Source organism: Aeromonas sp. R10-2 (genome assembly GCF_040908445.1).
Classification (GTDB): domain Bacteria; phylum Pseudomonadota; class Gammaproteobacteria; order Enterobacterales; family Aeromonadaceae; genus Aeromonas; species Aeromonas veronii.
This window is the reverse complement of the sequence record NZ_JBFODS010000014.1, coordinates 18,720-33,644: the sequence shown is the minus strand read 5'-3', so window position 1 is coordinate 33,644 and position 14,925 is coordinate 18,720. Positions and strand designations below refer to the sequence as shown.

The following is a 14,925-nucleotide window of genomic DNA, read 5'->3' as shown; positions in this document are numbered from 1 at the left end:
ACAAACATTAGTTACGTCTTTACCATGCAGCTCACATACTTTCTCTCTGGAATACCATCGTGAGCCTGCAACCACCTGTTTTTCCTGCCGAGCCGACCCGCTTCTCCCTGACCAAGCTGGCCATCACCCGTATCAGCGGCCAGGATCGCGTCAAATATCTGCAAGGTCAGGTCACCTGTGATGTCAACGCCCTGCAACCGGGGCAACAGACCCCGGGTGGCCACTGTGATCCCAAGGGCAAGCTGTGGAGCAATTTCCGCCTGCTCTGCCTCGACGACAGCCTGCTGCTGCTGACCAGCTCTTCGGTGCTGGAGCGCCAACTGCCGGAGCTGAAGAAATTTGCCGTTTTCTCCAAGGTCGAGATCACCGCCGATGAGCGTCACGCTACCGGGATCGCCGGTACGGGCAGCGATGGCTGGATCGCCGCGCAATTTGGCCTTCTGCAGAGCGGTCTTATCGACGGCGGCATGGCGGTGAAGATTGAGCAGGATCGCTGGCTGCTGGTGAGCAATCAACAAGCCGACGCCCTGCCGCAAGGTGACGAGTCACTCTGGTGGGGGCTCGAGATCAAGGCGGGTCTGCCGCACATGGAGGCGGTGCATCAGGGGGAGTTCATCCCGCAGATGCTCAACCTGCAGGCACTGGACGGTATCAGCTTCAACAAGGGCTGCTACATGGGGCAGGAGACAGTGGCCCGCGCCAAGTATCGCGGCGCCAACAACCGCGCCCTGTTCCTGCTGGCGGGCACTACCGGCGAGCCGGTTGCCAGCGGCGATACCCTGGAGCTGCAACTGGGTGACAACTGGCGCCGCAGCGGCATGGTGCTCAACGCCTGGCAACAGGCCGGGCAGGTGTGGCTCACCGCCGTACTGCCGAAAGATACCGAGGCTGACGCCCAATTCCGCCTCAAGCAGGACGAAGGCTCCCGCCTCACCCTGCAACCCCTGCCTTACGCCCTGACCGAGTAAGGTCTGCTAGCGAGGCACCCGCGCCAGCAGTGCCTCCTTCAGCCAGCGCCCCGCCTGCCCCAGCGGGCGGGCGCGATGCCACTGCAGCTCCAGCGCCAGCGCGTGGCTGGCGATAAAGTCCGGCTCCAGCACCACCACCTCGCCCCGCTTCAGCGGTTGATGCAGCAGAAATTCCGGAATGGCGGACCAGCCAAGGCCCCGCTTGACCAGCTCCAGCACCCCGAGATCCCCCTCGACCCACCACACCTGAGCCGAGATGCGAAAACGCTGACGCTCGCTCCCTTCCCGTCGGCCGGTCACCATCAGCTGGCGTGCCCCCTGCAGATCGACCTCCCGCAGCGGCTGCTTGCGGGCCAGCGGATGATCCGGTGACACCACCAGCGGCATGGTCACCTCCCCCAGCGAATGGGCGACAATCTCCCGCTGGGGATGCACCTTCTGATAACTGATGCCGAGCTGGGCCCGGCCGGTCACCAGCATCTCGGTCACATCCTCCATCAGCGGGAAGAGCAGCTCCAGCTCCACTGTCGGGTAACGAGTGGCGAACGCCTCCAGCAGGGTGCCGAGCCAAGGGAGGTGGGAGTCATCATCGATGGCCAGGGTGAGGCGCGTCTCCACCCCGGCCGCCAGCTCCCCGGCAATGGACTGCAACCGTTCACTCTGCGCCAGCAGGATCCCCGCCTCCTGCACCATGCGGGCCCCCGCCTCCGTCAGCTGCGGATAGCGGCCGCTGCGGTCAAACAGGGTGAGCGCCAGATCGATCTCCAGATTGGCGATGGCGCTGCTCACCACCGACTGCGCCTTGCCCAGCTTGCGGGCGGCAGCGGAAAACGAGCCGGTTTCGGCGGCCGCCAGCAAGATCCTCAGTTGTTCCAGTGATGGCGTCATCTTATGGCCCTCCGGCAAGCTCTCTCATCCATCTATTTTAGCGATGGATACCAACATGAATCTATCGCTAAAGATCTATAGATTAACCAGCAATCCGTGAATAAATCTGATTGAGAGAGTGACTTATGCGTACCCGTAACGATCGCCTGCGCCATGCCATTGGCTTTGAATTTATTGGCCTGCTGATTGCCGCCCCGCTGGCCAGCTGGGTTACCGGGGTCGGGCTCAACCATATGGGCCCGCTGGCACTGTTCTTCTCGGTGCTGGCCACCGTCTGGAACTACATCTACAACATCGGGGTCGACAAGCTGCTGCTCAAATATCAGGGCCATACCCACAAAACCCTGTGGCAACGGGTGCTGCATACCTTCGGCTTTGAGGGCGGTCTGCTGATCGTCGCGCTGCCGGTCATGTCCTGGTGGCTGAGCGTCAGCCTGCTGGAGGCGCTGGTGCTGGATCTGGGCTTCGTCGTCTTCTACCTGATCTATGCCTTCGTCTACAACTGGTGCTATGACAAGGTGTTCCCCATCCCCCGCGAAGTGCCGCACGGCATGCCACAAGAGGCGCGCTAAGGCACGAATCAGTTGGATTGAAACCGAGAAGTGAAGGTCAACAAGGGAAGGCAACAGAAGAAACGACACGGCCCCATCATGGCAGACATGATGGGGCCGCAAGAGGGATCAGCGCTGGCAGGCCGGCTGATTCAGAGGTAAGGATTCAGGCCTGCCCGTCGCTCAAGCCTGGGCTTTGAGCTCTTCGCCGCTCTCGTCAGTTGCGACAGCCTCTTCAGGCTGGGCCTGAGCGGCCTGCAGCGCTTCCAGCTCGCTCTGATAATCGCTCAGGATCTGCTGGGCAACCACCATATCTCCCTTGTGTTTGCGCTCGAACAGATGGTGCTGCACCACGCCGTTGAGATACTCCACTGTAATGGGCTGCTCCAGGGTGGCCATCAGCTCCTCTTTCTCCAGCTCGGCATTGATTTCATCGGCGGTCGTGCGCAGCAGCCCGGCCAATTGAACCAACATGCGGCGCTCACCTTCGCGCAGCAGGCTCAACATGCGGTTTCTCTGCTGCTCATTCTGTTGGGTCATACATTTCCTTACGTCAATTGGGAACAAGCCCGCTCATTCTGCCCTGTCCCCATGACAGCGTCTATCTCATGCCCCCCACAAATTTTTGGCGCTGGCTCACAAATGGCTACAGATGCTATTTGAAGCGGCTCTGGGGTATAGTAGCCGCTGATTTTCGGGCGCTTTTTTCACCTTCATCCGCAGACAGGGATGAGACGGCAAGGGCGCCTGCCCGGTTTACCCCAATGAGGTGAAGATCCGCTTTATGACCGACGCCATTGTGGTGCTCTGCACCTGCCCAGATCAAACCAGTGCCGACCTTCTCTGCGAACAGCTGCTGAACCAGCGGTTGGCCGCCTGCATCAATCAACTGCCGGGCATTACCTCCGTCTATCGTTGGCAAAGCAAGGTGGAGCGCGCCACCGAGATCCAGCTCATCATCAAATCCCGCCAGCCACTCTTTGCCGAGCTGCAGGCATGTATTCAAGCCAATCACCCCTATGAGGTTCCCGAGCTGCTGGCCCTGCCGGTAAGTGCCGGACTACCTGCCTATCTCGACTGGCTCAATGGGGAGACCTCATGACGTTCAACCGCTTGCTCTCTCCCCTGCTGCTGCTCTGCGCCCTGCTGATGACAGCGGTGGGCAGCTCCCCAGCCCACGCCAGCGGCGCCGATCTGCTCAGCTCGCTGGGTATTGAGGCCAACGCCAAGCCCAAATTTTTGCAGGTCGATGAGGCCTTTCAGATCGAGAGCGAACAGCGTGGCGATCAGCTGCTGCTGACCCTCCATATCGCCGACGCCTACTACCTCTATCGCCATAGCCTGCGCTTCAAGGGAAACAACCTCACCTTCAGCGAGCCGACCCTGCCGGAAGGCACCGAGCACGAGGATGACTTCTTCGGCAAGACCCGGGTCTACTATCAGCAGGTGAGCATCGCGGTGCCGCTAAAGGAGGTGGGGGAAAATGCCACCCTGCGGGTGCGCTATCAGGGCTGTACCGACGGCCTCTGCTATCCACCGACCGACAAACTGATCGATGTGGCTCCGCTGGTCACGGCAACCACCGCATCCGCTGCTGAAACGGCACAAAGCGTCGCACCGGTTAGCCAGCAGGATCAGCTGGCCTCCGCCCTCGGCCATCAGGGGTTCTGGCTCAGCATCGTCGCCTTCTTCGCGCTGGGGCTGGGGCTCGCCTTCACCCCCTGCGTCTTCCCCATGTACCCAATCCTGACCGGCATCATCGCCGGTGCTGGCCATCGCCTCTCCACAGGTCGCGCCTTCCTGCTCTCCTTTGTCTATGTGCAGGGGATGGCGGTCACCTACACCTTGCTTGGGCTGGTAGTGGCCTCGGCGGGGCTGAAATTCCAGGCTGCGCTGCAACACCCCTATGTGCTGATCGCCCTCTCGGTGATGTTCGTGCTGCTGGCCCTCTCCATGTTCGGACTCTATACCCTGCAACTACCGAGCAGTTTGCAAACCCGTCTCTCCGGTCTCTCCAACCGCCAGCAGGGCGGCTCGGTAGTCGGGGTCGCCATCATGGGGATGATCTCCGGGCTGGTCTGCTCCCCCTGCACCACGGCGCCGCTCTCGGGGGCGCTGATCTACGTGGCCCAGAGCGGCGATCTCTGGCTCGGCGGGGCGGCGCTCTATGCGCTGTCACTGGGGATGGGGCTACCGCTGCTGCTGCTCGGCACCTCGGGTGGCAAGCTGCTGCCCAAAGCGGGCGCCTGGATGGATGTGATCAAGCAGCTGTTTGGTTTTGCCCTGCTGGCGGTGCCGATCCTGCTGCTGTCACGGCTCTGGAGCGATCAAGTTACTACCCTCGCCTGGCTCGGCTGGGGGCTGCTGCTGTGCGGCTACCTCTATCACCACAACCAGCACCAACCCCACTCGGTGGCCAGAAGCGTGCGCGGCTTCGTACTGTTGCTGGCGATGATCAGCGCCGTGGTAGTGGGCAAGGATCTGCTGCAACCGGCCGCTCCTGCTGCCGTCACGGCGGATGCCGGTCAAACGGCATCGCAGTTTATCCGCATCAAGGCGCTGGATGATCTCAAGGTGCAGCTGGCCGCCGCCCGCGGCAAGCCGGTGCTGCTCGACCTCTACGCCGACTGGTGCGTCGCCTGCAAAGAGTTCGAGCACAAGACCTTTAGCGATCCCGCGGTGAGGGAGCGCTTCGGCCAGATGGTGCTGCTGCAGGCGGATGTCACCGCCAACGACGATGCCGATATCGAGCTGCTCAACAGTCTCAATGTGCTGGGGCTGCCGACCCTCATCTTCTTCGACCGCGAGGGCAAGGAGCTGACCGGGCAGCGGGTCACCGGTTTTATGGGGCCGGCGGAGTTTCTGGGCAGGCTCGATCAGCTACGCTGACCAACGGCGCCCCTGTAGACAGACAGGGGGCAGCCTTATACGTTACGCACTGATTTTTCTGGCAATCCCTTGTATATGACCGGCAGCATGGCAGAATTTGCCCTTCGATTGTCTCGCCCGTCCGGAGTTTTGATGAAAAAGTGGTTCATCCCCCTGCTAGCCCTCTGGCTTTATGGCTGCAGTGCAGGGCCCGGTGAAGAGGATATCCGCCAGCAGGTCACCGCCAAGCTGCTGGCCGAGACAGACGCCAACCTGTTCGATATCAGCGACTTCACCATCCTCGGCAAGGAGGAGCGGATGGAGGGGGTCTATCTGGTCAAGGTGAGTTACCAGCTCCACTTCAAGCAGGGACTCGATCAGTTGCAGGTGTTGCACGACGAGGACCTGGTCTACGACCGGGTTGGCCCCTTCCAGCAGGAGATGGGCCTGATGGAGCTCGAGCGCAAATATGGCGAGTTCGAGGCGGGCCAGGTGCTGCCACAAGAGGCCGAGGTGTGGATGATGAAGGACGAACAGGGGTGGCGGCTGGCGGAACCGGCCCAATAAAGGGCTTCTCACCCCTTCTGTCTGCAACGGCAGATCTGCCATTGCTAACCAGCTCAAACCTGGGTATCGACCCGATACCCTTTTCGCTCGGCAGGTTCGTTCGGCAGCTTGCTGGCCAACCCTGACAGCACCTCCTTGAGGGTGACCCCGCTCTCTGCCGCACCACTGCTCTCCAGCAGCTTGGTCAGCTGGTTCTGCAAGGGGTTGACCGCTTCACGCTCGGCTCCTTGCTCGCTCTCTTTTTCCTGTCCGCCCTGCTGATCCAGCGTCTCCAGCAGGCGCTCCAGATCTCGCTTGAGCGGGTTCTCGCTGCTGTCGGCGATGGCGAGTTTGCGCTGTTCCTGCTCTTGCCGCTGTTGTTGCTGCAATGCCAACTGTTGCTCCTGCTGCTGTTGCAGGGAGCCCATCATGGTGTTGATGAACGCTTCCAGCGAATCCCTGATTGAAACAGTGCCACCGCCGCTGCTCTCCCCTTGCGGTGACAGCCCCAGCTCATCCAGCACAGCGCCTAGGTCGCGCACCAGGCTGTCACTGCCCGTTGATGGTGAAGTTGCAGCCCTCTCCTGTGCCTGCACGGCGGGAGAACCCTGCCTTTGCGCCAGCGGGCTGGGCCCGCCTGACGCGACCACATTTATCTCCATCTTGGCCCTCCTCTCCCCGCCCTCTGGCCCTTTTTCGGCAAATATTCCGGCAATCTGACAAACTCTTGCCCCTTGGCAGATAACCGCACTCACACCTAAAAGATAGCGCCAACCGGACGAGATTGGCGCGAATGCATCTTTTGGTCTATCGGGCGGAACGATAGTGCCAACCCGCTATAAACAAGGGCTGGCAAGGGGGCTGGCGTTCAGCCATCACTGCGCTGGCTGACAATGGGGGTCAGAAGATATCCTTGAAACGGTGCCACAGCATCCCCAGCGCCAACAGCGGGGAGCGCAGCGCCGGGCCGCCGGGGAAGGTGATATGGGGCACGCTGGCAAAGAGATCGAAACCCCGGCTTTCGCCGCGGATCGCCTCGGCCACCAGCTTGCCCGCCATATGGGTAGCATTGAGACCATGACCCGAATAGGCCTGGGCGTAGAGCACGTTGGGGTGTTCCTTCAAGCGGCCAATCTGCGGCAGCCGGTTGGCGCCAATCCCGATCATCCCGCCCCACTGAAACTCGATAGCGGTGCCAGCCAACTCGGGGAAGACCCGCAGCATCTTGGGCAACATAAAGGCCTTGATATCCTTCGGGTCTCGCCCCGAATAGTTGCAGGCCCCGCCAAACAGCAGGCGACCGTCGGCGGAGAGGCGGTAGTAGTCGAGGGCCACGTTCTGATCGCACACCGCCATGTTTTGCGGCAGCAAGCGCTGGCGCAAGCGGCGATCCAGCACCTCGGTGGCGAGGATGTAGGAGCCCGCAGGCAGCACCCGCCCCCCCAGCTCCGGATTGAGGTCGTTGAGATAGGCGTTACAGCCGATCACCAGATAATCGGCGGTGACCCGGCCATGAGCCGTGGTCACTTCAACCTGCTTGCCGTAATCGATATGGGTCACTCTGGAATGTTCAAACAGGGAAACCCCAAGGCTGGCTGCGGCTCGCGCCTCGCCGAGCGCCAGATTGAGGGGATGGAGATGGCCGGAGCCCATGTCGATAAGGCCGCCGATATAGCGATCCGACCCCACCACGCTATGGATATCTTCCCGCGGCACCAGCTTGAGTTCGTGCTCATAGCCGAGGCTCGCCAGATGCGCGAGATCCTCTTCAAAGCCAGCCAGATGACGCTGACGGGTGGCCAGATCGCAGTAGCCCCAGGTGAGATCGCACTCGATGTTGAAGCGCTCAACCCGCTCGCGCACCAGCTGCACCGCCTCCAGCCCCATCAGATCCAGCTCGCGCACCCCATCCTCACCAATCCAGCGGGCGAACTGGCTGGTGTCATGGCCGATACCGCGAATAAGCTGGCCGCCGTTGCGCCCGGAGGCGCCCCAGCCGATACGGTTGGCCTCCAGCAAGGCGACCTTGTAACCGACATCAGCCAGATTGATGGCGGTATTGAGACCGGTAAAGCCGCCGCCGATGATGCAGACGTCAGCCTTGTGCTCCCCCTCCAGCTCGGGCCACTGTTGCGGATCGTTGCGGGTGGCCGCGTAGTAGGAGGCGACGTGCTCCTGATATCCGTTGTGCTTTCCTGCCTGCATACTCAGCATCCTGCCTTGGTTGCAAATTGTTTAATAAAATAAGCAAAGTTGTTTCGATAATACCCAGTTCCCCCTCCACTCACCAACCGGTGCGGATCACAGAAATGCAAAAGGCGCCCCGAAGGGCGCCTTTTCATGCAATCAAGGTGCTGTAACGAATTACAGTACGTCGATGGCGTTCAGGTCGGAGAATGCTTTCTCCAGACGAGCGATCATGGAAGTCTGACCTTCACGCAGCCATACGCGCGGATCGTAGTACTTCTTGTTCGGCTTGTCGGCGCCTTCCGGGTTGCCCAGCTGGCCTTGCAGGTAAGCTTCGTTCTTCTTGTAGAAGTTCAGCAGACCTTCCCAGGTTGCCCACTGGGTGTCGGTGTCGATGTTCATCTTCACTACGCCGTAGGAGATGGACTCGCGGATCTCTTCCAGAGTGGAGCCTGAACCACCGTGGAATACGAAGTCCAGAGACTTGGCTGGAACGCCAAACTTCTCGGAAACGTACTTCTGGGAAGCGTCCAGGATGGACGGGGTCAGCTTGACGTTACCCGGCTTGTATACACCGTGTACGTTGCCGAAGGAGGCAGCGATGGTGAAACGCGGGCTGATCTTGGACAGACGCTCGTAAGCATAAGCAACATCTTCCGGCTGGGTGTACAGAGCGGACTGATCCATGTGGCTGTTGTCAACGCCGTCTTCTTCGCCACCGGTGCAACCCAGTTCCAGCTCCAGAGTCATGTTCATCTTGGCCATGCGGGTCAGGTACTCGCAGCAGATGTCGATGTTCTCTTCCAGAGACTCTTCAGACAGATCCAGCATGTGGGAGGAGAACAGCGGCTTGCCGGTTTCAGCAAAGTGCTTCTCGCCCGCTTCCAGCAGACCGTCGATCCACGGCAGCAGCTTCTTGGCAGCGTGGTCGGTGTGCAGGATTACCGGCACGCCGTAGGCTTCGGCAACAGCGTGAACGTGCTTGGCACCAGAGATGGCACCCAGGATGGCAGCTTTCTGACCTTCCAGCTTCAGACCCTTACCGGCGGTGAACACGGCACCACCGTTGGAGAACTGAACGATAACCGGCGCTTTAACCTTGGCGGCAGCTTCCAGTACGGCGTTCACGGAGTCGGTACCAACGCAGTTTACGGCCGGCAGAGCAAAACCGTTCTCTTTAGCGATGGCGAACACTTTTTGAACGTCATCACCAGTGATCACGCCGGGTTTTACGAAGTCGAAAATTTTCTTAGACATGTTTAATCGTCCTGTCTCGTATGCCGTTAATAAAAAATGGGGGGTTCATCATGAACCGGCACAGCGGGCACATGATAAACGAAACGGGAGGCTTTTGCCCCCCGTTCCGGGTCAATTAGGCTTTGGCGCGCTGTTCCAGAATCGCAACAGCCGGCAGTACCTTGCCTTCTACGAACTCCAGGAAGGCGCCGCCGCCAGTGGAGATGTAGGAGACTTTGTCAGCGATGCCGAACTTGTCGATGGCAGCCAAGGTGTCGCCACCGCCAGCGATGGAGAAGGCCGGAGAAGCAGCGATGGCTTCAGCGATAACCTTGGTGCCTTCAGCAAACAGGTCGAACTCGAACACACCAACCGGACCGTTCCACAGGATGGTCTTGGCGTTCATGATGATGTCAGCCAGGGCCTTGGCAGAATCCGGGCCGATGTCGAAGATCATGTCGCCGTCGGTCACGTCAGAGACGGACTTGATGGTCGCCGGAGTGGACTCGGAGAACTCGGCACCTACAACCACGTCGGTGGTCACAGGAATGTTGGTCTCGGCAGCCAGTTTCTTGGCGGTGTCGATCAGATCGTGCTCGCACAGGGACTTGCCGACGTTGTGACCGGCAGCAGCGATGAAGGTGTTGGCGATGCCACCACCGACAACCAGCTGGTCAGCGATTTTGGAGAGGGATTCCAGAACGGTCAGCTTGGTGGAGACCTTGGAGCCGCCAACGATGGCAACCATCGGGCGCTCGGGCTTCAGCATGGCTTTGCCCAGGGCTTCCAGTTCACCCGCCAGCAGCGGACCAGCACAGGCGACCGGTGCGAACTGAGCCACACCGTAGGTGGAACCTTCGGCGCGGTGAGCAGTACCGAACGCATCCATTACAAAGACGTCACACAGGGCGGCGTATTTTTTGGCCAGCTCTTCGGTGTTCTTCTTCTCGCCTTTGTTGAAGCGGCAGTTTTCCAGCACAACCAGCTCACCGGCAGCGACGTCTACGCCATCCAGGTAATCCTTGGCCAGGCGAACCGGGCAGGACAGAGCGTCTTTCAGATAGTTGACAACCGGAGCCAGGGAGAATTCTTCGTTGTATTCACCCTCGGTCGGACGACCCAGGTGGGAGGTGATCATCAGCTTGGCGCCCTTTTCCAGAGCCAGCTTGATGGTCGGCAGAGTCGCAACGATACGTGCATCGGAGGTGACCTTGCCGTCTTTTACCGGTACGTTCAGGTCAGCACGGATCAGAACGCGTTTACCCGCCAGATCCAGGTCAGTCATCTTGATAACAGACATATTCAGTCCTCTATATTTTCCAGGTAATGTTAAAAACAGTAACCTTTCGCCCGGGGCAGGCTCAGCCTGCGGCCATCATGGCCCGGGTGGTATCCAGCATCCGGTTTGCGAAGCCCCATTCGTTATCGCACCACATCAACATCTTGACGAGGTTGGCATCGCTCACCCGGGTCTGGGTACCATCAATGATGCAGGAGTGTGCATCATGATTGAAGTCTACGGAGACCAGCGGTTCTTCCGTGTAATCCAGAATACCGTGTAATGTACCTCTGGATGCCCGTTGCAGGGCTTGATTTACGTCACTAACTGTCACTTTTTTACGAACAGTAATACTGAGATCCATCGCTGTTACATTGATGGTCGGCACCCGCACCGCGATCGCCTCAAACTTGCCGGCGAAGTGGGGCAGGATACGCTCCAGCCCCTTTGCCAGCTTGGTGTCCACCGGAATGATGGACTGACTGGCAGCGCGGGTTCGGCGCAAGTCACTGTGGTAGGCATCGATGACTTGCTGATCATGCATAGCCGAATGAATTGTCGTAATAGTACCACAATTTATCTCGAATTCTCGATGCAATGTTTCAATCACCGGTACCACGCAGTTGGTGGTACAGGAAGCGTTGGAGACGATCCGCTCCGCTCCGGTGAGGGTATGATGGTTGACCCCGTAGACCACGGTGGCATCCACATCCGCATCCGCCGGATGAGAGAACAAAACCTTGCCCGCCCCCGCCGCCAGATGGAGCTCGGCATCGGCCCGCGAGCCGAATACCCCGGTGCAGTCGAGCACCACATCCACCCCCAGCGCCCGCCACGGCAAGTTCGACGGATCCCGCTCGGCAAACAGGGAGATGAGATCCTCCCCCACCAGCATGCTGTTACCAGCCAGCTGCACCGGATAGTGAAAACGGCCGTGGCTGGTATCGAAGCGGGTCAGGTGCACCATGGCTTCGGGAGCCGCCAGCTCGTTGATGGCGACGATCTTGATGGTCTTGTCGCGCCCGCTCTCGTAGAGGGCACGCAGTACATTGCGGCCGATCCGTCCGTAACCGTTGATGGCAATCTTGATCATCTGGCAGCCAGTTCCTTACCACAGATTTGCTAGCGCAGGGGCTAGAGAAAAGAGCAGCCGACCGGCTGCCCGGGCCCGGCTCACGACAGCAGGGCATCCTTGAATTCACCACGGGCCAGCAGTGCGGCCCCGAACACCCCGGCACTGTCACCCAGGGCTGGAGCAATAATGGGGGCACTGAAACGGGGATTAAAGAGGAAGGGCAAAATAGTCTGTCTTCCCACGCTGTAGAGGCTCTGCACGTTGCCCACCCCACCGCCGATGACAATAACATCCGGGTCGAGAATGTTGACCACGTTGGCCAGCGCCTGACCAAACAGCAGGTGCAGCCGGTCGATGGTGAGCTTGGCGATGTGATCGTGGGCGGTGGCAGCCGCGATTTGCGCCAGTGAGAGGCGACGCTTGGCCTTGGCCTCGTACCAGGCCTCCAGCGCCGGGCCGCTGATCAGGGTCTCGACGCAGCCGTGCTTGCCGCAGTAGCACTCGGGGCCATCGGGGGAGAGCACGTTGTGGCCCCACTCACCGGCGATGCCGTGATGACCGTTGAGAATGCGGCCGTTGATGACGATGCCGGAGCCGACCCCGGTGCCCATGATGATGCCGAACACCACTTTCGCATCGGGATGGTGCTGGCGCACCGCCCCCAGATGGGTTTCTGCCAGCGCGAAGCAGTTGGCGTCGTTGGCAATCAGTACCGGCACGCCGAGCCGGCGCTCCAGATCCTCCTTGAACGGCTTGCCGTTGAGCTCGGTGGTGTTGCAGTTTTTCATCAGGCAGGTCTGCGGATCCCGCGCCCCCGGCGTGCCCATGCCGATGACGGCCGGACGCTGGCCAATCTTCTCGGCGCACTCTGCCACCAGCCTGGAGATCTGGCCGATCATGTGGTCATAACCGCCCGCCCGCTCGGTGGGGATGCGGTGGCGCAGCAGCACCTCGTCACCATCCAGCACCACGCATTCACACTTGGTACCGCCAAGATCGATACCCCAATCCAGTGACTTGCTGCTCATCTTGCCTCCTGCACTGACGCCACGCGCTCGTCGTCGCAGCGCCATTTTTTAATGTAAAACGGGGCCTGACGGCCCCGGATATCAAGCAAACTCTTCTTCTCTCGCCCCGGCCTTAGCGACCGTGGTACTGGGCGGAGAGCTCGTGAACCGCGTTGACGAACACGCCAGCGTGTTCCGGGTTCACATCCTGATGGATGCCGTGGCCGAGGTTAAATACGTGGCCGTTGCCGTGGCCGAAACCGGCCAGAATGGAGGCGACCTCTTCACGGATGCGAGCCGGGGTAGCGTAGAGCATGGAGGGATCCATGTTGCCCTGCAGCGCCACCTTGTCGCCGACCCGACGCTTGGCGTCGGCAATGTCGGTGGTCCAGTCCAGACCCAGCGCATCGCAACCAGTGGCGGCGATCTGCTCCAGCCACTGGCCGCCGTTCTTGGTAAACAGGGTGACCGGCACGCGGCGACCGTCGTGCTCGCGGATCAGGCCATCGACAATCTTGTGCATGTACTGCAGGGAGAAGTCGCGGTAATCGCGCGGGGTGAGCACGCCGCCCCAGGTGTCGAACACCATGACCGCCTGCGCACCCGCCTTGATCTGGGCGTTGAGGTAGGCAATCACGCTGTCGGCCAGCTTGTCGAGCAGCAGGTGCAGGGTTTGCGGCTCTGCGTACATCATCTGCTTGATCTTGGTGAATGCCTTGGAGCTGCCCCCCTCCACCATGTAGGTGGCCAGGGTCCATGGGCTGCCGGAGAAGCCGATCAGCGGCACTTCGCCCTTCAGCTCGCGGCGGATGGTGCGCACCGCGTTCATCACGTAGCCCAGCTCATCTTCCGGATCCGGAATGGGCAGCGCCTGCACGTCGGCCATGGAGGTGATCGGACGCTCGAAACGCGGGCCTTCACCCTGCTCGAAGTAGAGACCCAGCCCCATGGCATCGGGCACGGTCAGGATGTCGGAGAAGAGGATGGCGGCATCGAGCGGGTAGCGGCGCAGCGGCTGCAGGGTGACTTCACAGGCCAGCTCGGCATTGCGGCACAGGGACATGAAATCCCCCGCCTGGGCGCGAGTCGCCTTGTATTCCGGCAGATAGCGCCCTGCCTGGCGCATCATCCATACCGGCGTCATGTCTACATCCTGACGCAGCAAAGCGCGCAGGTATCGATCGTTCTTCAGCTCTTTCATCCCAGTTCCTGAATTCATATCACGCATAAAATGGCGGCCATAATACCACTTTGCCCAGTCAAGCGGACTGCCCAAAACGTGGCAAATAGGCGCGCGGTTGCAAAGATGTGAAGGGGCGCAAACCTGACCGCCCCGTTTTTAAAAAGAAGTGCAAAAAGGTTGGCGAAAAGATAAGCGCCGTTACCCCTCGCCAGCCAGTGACAACTCGATCAGCCGCCGGGCAATGGTGCCGTGGGGTGGCAAGCGCGGCAGCCGGTCGGCGGCAAAGAAAGCGGCGGCCACCAGTTCGTCATCCTGTACCCTGATCTCGCCGCTCTCGTAGTCGGCGGTAAAACCCATCATCAGGCTGTGAGGGAATGGCCAGGGCTGGCTCGCCACATAGCGCACATTGCGCACCCGGATGCCGCTCTCCTCGAACACCTCCCGTGCCACGCACTGCTCGAGGTTCTCCCCCGCCTCCACGAAGCCAGCCAGCACGGTATACATGGGATCGTCCGCCTGATAGTGACGGCGATGGGCTGCCAGCAGGATCTCCGGCCCCTTGCGCACAGCCACTATGATGCAGGGGGAAATGCGCGGATAGACGCTGTGCCCCTGCTGGCACTCCTGTGCCCACTCCCCCGCCTTCGGGGTCATGGGGGCGCCGCACTCGCCGCAGAAACGGTGGGTGCGGCGGAAGGTGGCGAGCTGCCAGGCGCGGCCCGCGAGACGAAAGCCCTCCTCGTCCCCCGCCACCATCAGCTGGCGTAGCGGACTCATGGCGCTCGTGTCGGCCTCATCACCCAGATCCAGCAGATAGCAGGGCTGCCCCTGCCACTCATCAAAACGCTCGAAACGGGCACCGGCCAGCGCTGCGGGCAGGCACGCCTTCACGCCGCTCGGCACCTGACCCGCCTCATCGAGCAGGATTTGATGGTCACCCGCCACGACAAACCAGCGGGCTTGTTCAGTTAATGACATCGGATAAACACTCTCGTTAAGTCAGATTAAACAACGCCACGGTCACAGCAGGCTGCAGCAGGGGCAAAATAGCGCGAATGGGCCCCATCTTACGACTGGCAAGCGCCACTGACGACCCCGCCGGGGCCAAAACCGGCGAGCAAGAGGAGCACATCAACA

General features: G+C 60.6%; 15 protein-coding genes. 5 read left to right on the top strand and 10 right to left on the bottom strand.

Going from position 1 to position 14,925, the window contains the following annotated elements; translation table 11 throughout:
- Positions 1-59 precede the first annotated feature (59 nt).
- Entirely contained in the window at positions 60-968 is a 909-nt protein-coding gene (gene ygfZ / locus AB5Y97_RS02665) for a tRNA-modifying protein YgfZ (protein WP_191966374.1), read from the top strand.
- A 6-nt stretch (positions 969-974) separates the two neighbouring features.
- Here the strand turns inward: ygfZ and AB5Y97_RS02660 are convergent, their stop codons facing one another.
- The gene (locus AB5Y97_RS02660; protein ID WP_021229472.1) at positions 975-1,856 is read right to left on the bottom strand and encodes a LysR family transcriptional regulator; all 882 of its coding nucleotides are present in this window, start codon (positions 1,854-1,856) and stop codon (positions 975-977) included.
- A 125-nt stretch (positions 1,857-1,981) separates the two neighbouring features.
- Here AB5Y97_RS02660 and AB5Y97_RS02655 point away from each other — a divergent pair, with 125 nt between their 5' ends.
- Entirely contained in the window at positions 1,982-2,428 is a 447-nt protein-coding gene (locus AB5Y97_RS02655; protein ID WP_201944393.1) for a PACE efflux transporter, read from the top strand.
- A 162-nt stretch (positions 2,429-2,590) separates the two neighbouring features.
- Here AB5Y97_RS02655 and AB5Y97_RS02650 read toward each other — a convergent pair whose 3' ends face one another.
- Positions 2,591-2,947 (bottom strand): hypothetical protein, encoded by a 357-nt coding sequence (locus AB5Y97_RS02650; protein ID WP_128815385.1) that lies wholly within the window; start codon positions 2,945-2,947, stop codon positions 2,591-2,593.
- Positions 2,948-3,191: 244 nt separating this feature from the next.
- On the opposite strand from AB5Y97_RS02650, the gene cutA reads away from it, so the two are divergent.
- From cutA to AB5Y97_RS02635, 3 genes are all read left to right on the top strand, one after another.
- Positions 3,192-3,509, top strand: a complete 318-nt coding sequence (gene cutA, locus AB5Y97_RS02645; RefSeq protein ID WP_201947620.1) for a divalent-cation tolerance protein CutA — start codon at positions 3,192-3,194, stop codon at positions 3,507-3,509.
- A complete protein-coding gene (locus tag AB5Y97_RS02640; RefSeq protein WP_201947622.1) occupies positions 3,506-5,296 on the top strand; it encodes a protein-disulfide reductase DsbD in 1,791 nt (596 codons plus the stop codon). The genes cutA and AB5Y97_RS02640 overlap by 4 nt, the downstream gene beginning before the upstream one ends.
- Positions 5,297-5,428: 132 nt before the next feature.
- The gene (locus AB5Y97_RS02635) at positions 5,429-5,842 is read left to right on the top strand and encodes a hypothetical protein (protein ID WP_042080037.1); all 414 of its coding nucleotides are present in this window, start codon (positions 5,429-5,431) and stop codon (positions 5,840-5,842) included.
- A gap of 53 nt (positions 5,843-5,895) precedes the next feature.
- Here AB5Y97_RS02635 and AB5Y97_RS02630 read toward each other — a convergent pair whose 3' ends face one another.
- The 8 genes from AB5Y97_RS02630 to nudC all read right to left on the bottom strand — a co-directional run bounded on the left by AB5Y97_RS02630 (position 5,896) and on the right by nudC (position 14,766).
- Complete coding sequence (locus AB5Y97_RS02630) at positions 5,896-6,483, bottom strand: hypothetical protein (RefSeq protein WP_201947623.1); 588 nt, start codon at positions 6,481-6,483, stop codon at positions 5,896-5,898.
- Between the two features lie 238 nt (positions 6,484-6,721).
- Positions 6,722-8,026 (bottom strand): FAD-binding oxidoreductase, encoded by a 1,305-nt coding sequence (locus tag AB5Y97_RS02625; protein ID WP_201947625.1) that lies wholly within the window; start codon positions 8,024-8,026, stop codon positions 6,722-6,724.
- Positions 8,027-8,185: 159 nt separating this feature from the next.
- Entirely contained in the window at positions 8,186-9,265 is a 1,080-nt protein-coding gene (gene fbaA, locus AB5Y97_RS02620) for a class II fructose-bisphosphate aldolase (RefSeq protein ID WP_005340963.1), read from the bottom strand.
- 115 nt (positions 9,266-9,380) lie between these two features.
- A complete protein-coding gene (locus AB5Y97_RS02615; RefSeq protein WP_368157216.1) occupies positions 9,381-10,544 on the bottom strand; it encodes a phosphoglycerate kinase in 1,164 nt (387 codons plus the stop codon).
- A 61-nt stretch (positions 10,545-10,605) separates the two neighbouring features.
- Positions 10,606-11,616 carry an erythrose-4-phosphate dehydrogenase gene (epd, locus tag AB5Y97_RS02610; protein WP_201947627.1) on the bottom strand — a complete coding sequence of 337 codons (1,011 nt, stop codon included), beginning with the start codon at positions 11,614-11,616 and terminating at the stop codon, positions 10,606-10,608.
- 80 nt (positions 11,617-11,696) lie between these two features.
- Entirely contained in the window at positions 11,697-12,626 is a 930-nt protein-coding gene (locus AB5Y97_RS02605; protein WP_201947628.1) for an ROK family protein, read from the bottom strand.
- Positions 12,627-12,738: 112 nt separating this feature from the next.
- On the bottom strand, positions 12,739-13,806 hold the full coding sequence (gene hemE, locus AB5Y97_RS02600; RefSeq protein ID WP_005335440.1) for a uroporphyrinogen decarboxylase: 1,068 nt from the start codon (positions 13,804-13,806) through the stop codon (positions 12,739-12,741).
- A gap of 180 nt (positions 13,807-13,986) precedes the next feature.
- Positions 13,987-14,766 (bottom strand): NAD(+) diphosphatase, encoded by a 780-nt coding sequence (nudC, locus tag AB5Y97_RS02595; protein WP_201947630.1) that lies wholly within the window; start codon positions 14,764-14,766, stop codon positions 13,987-13,989.
- Positions 14,767-14,925: the final 159 nt, after the last annotated feature.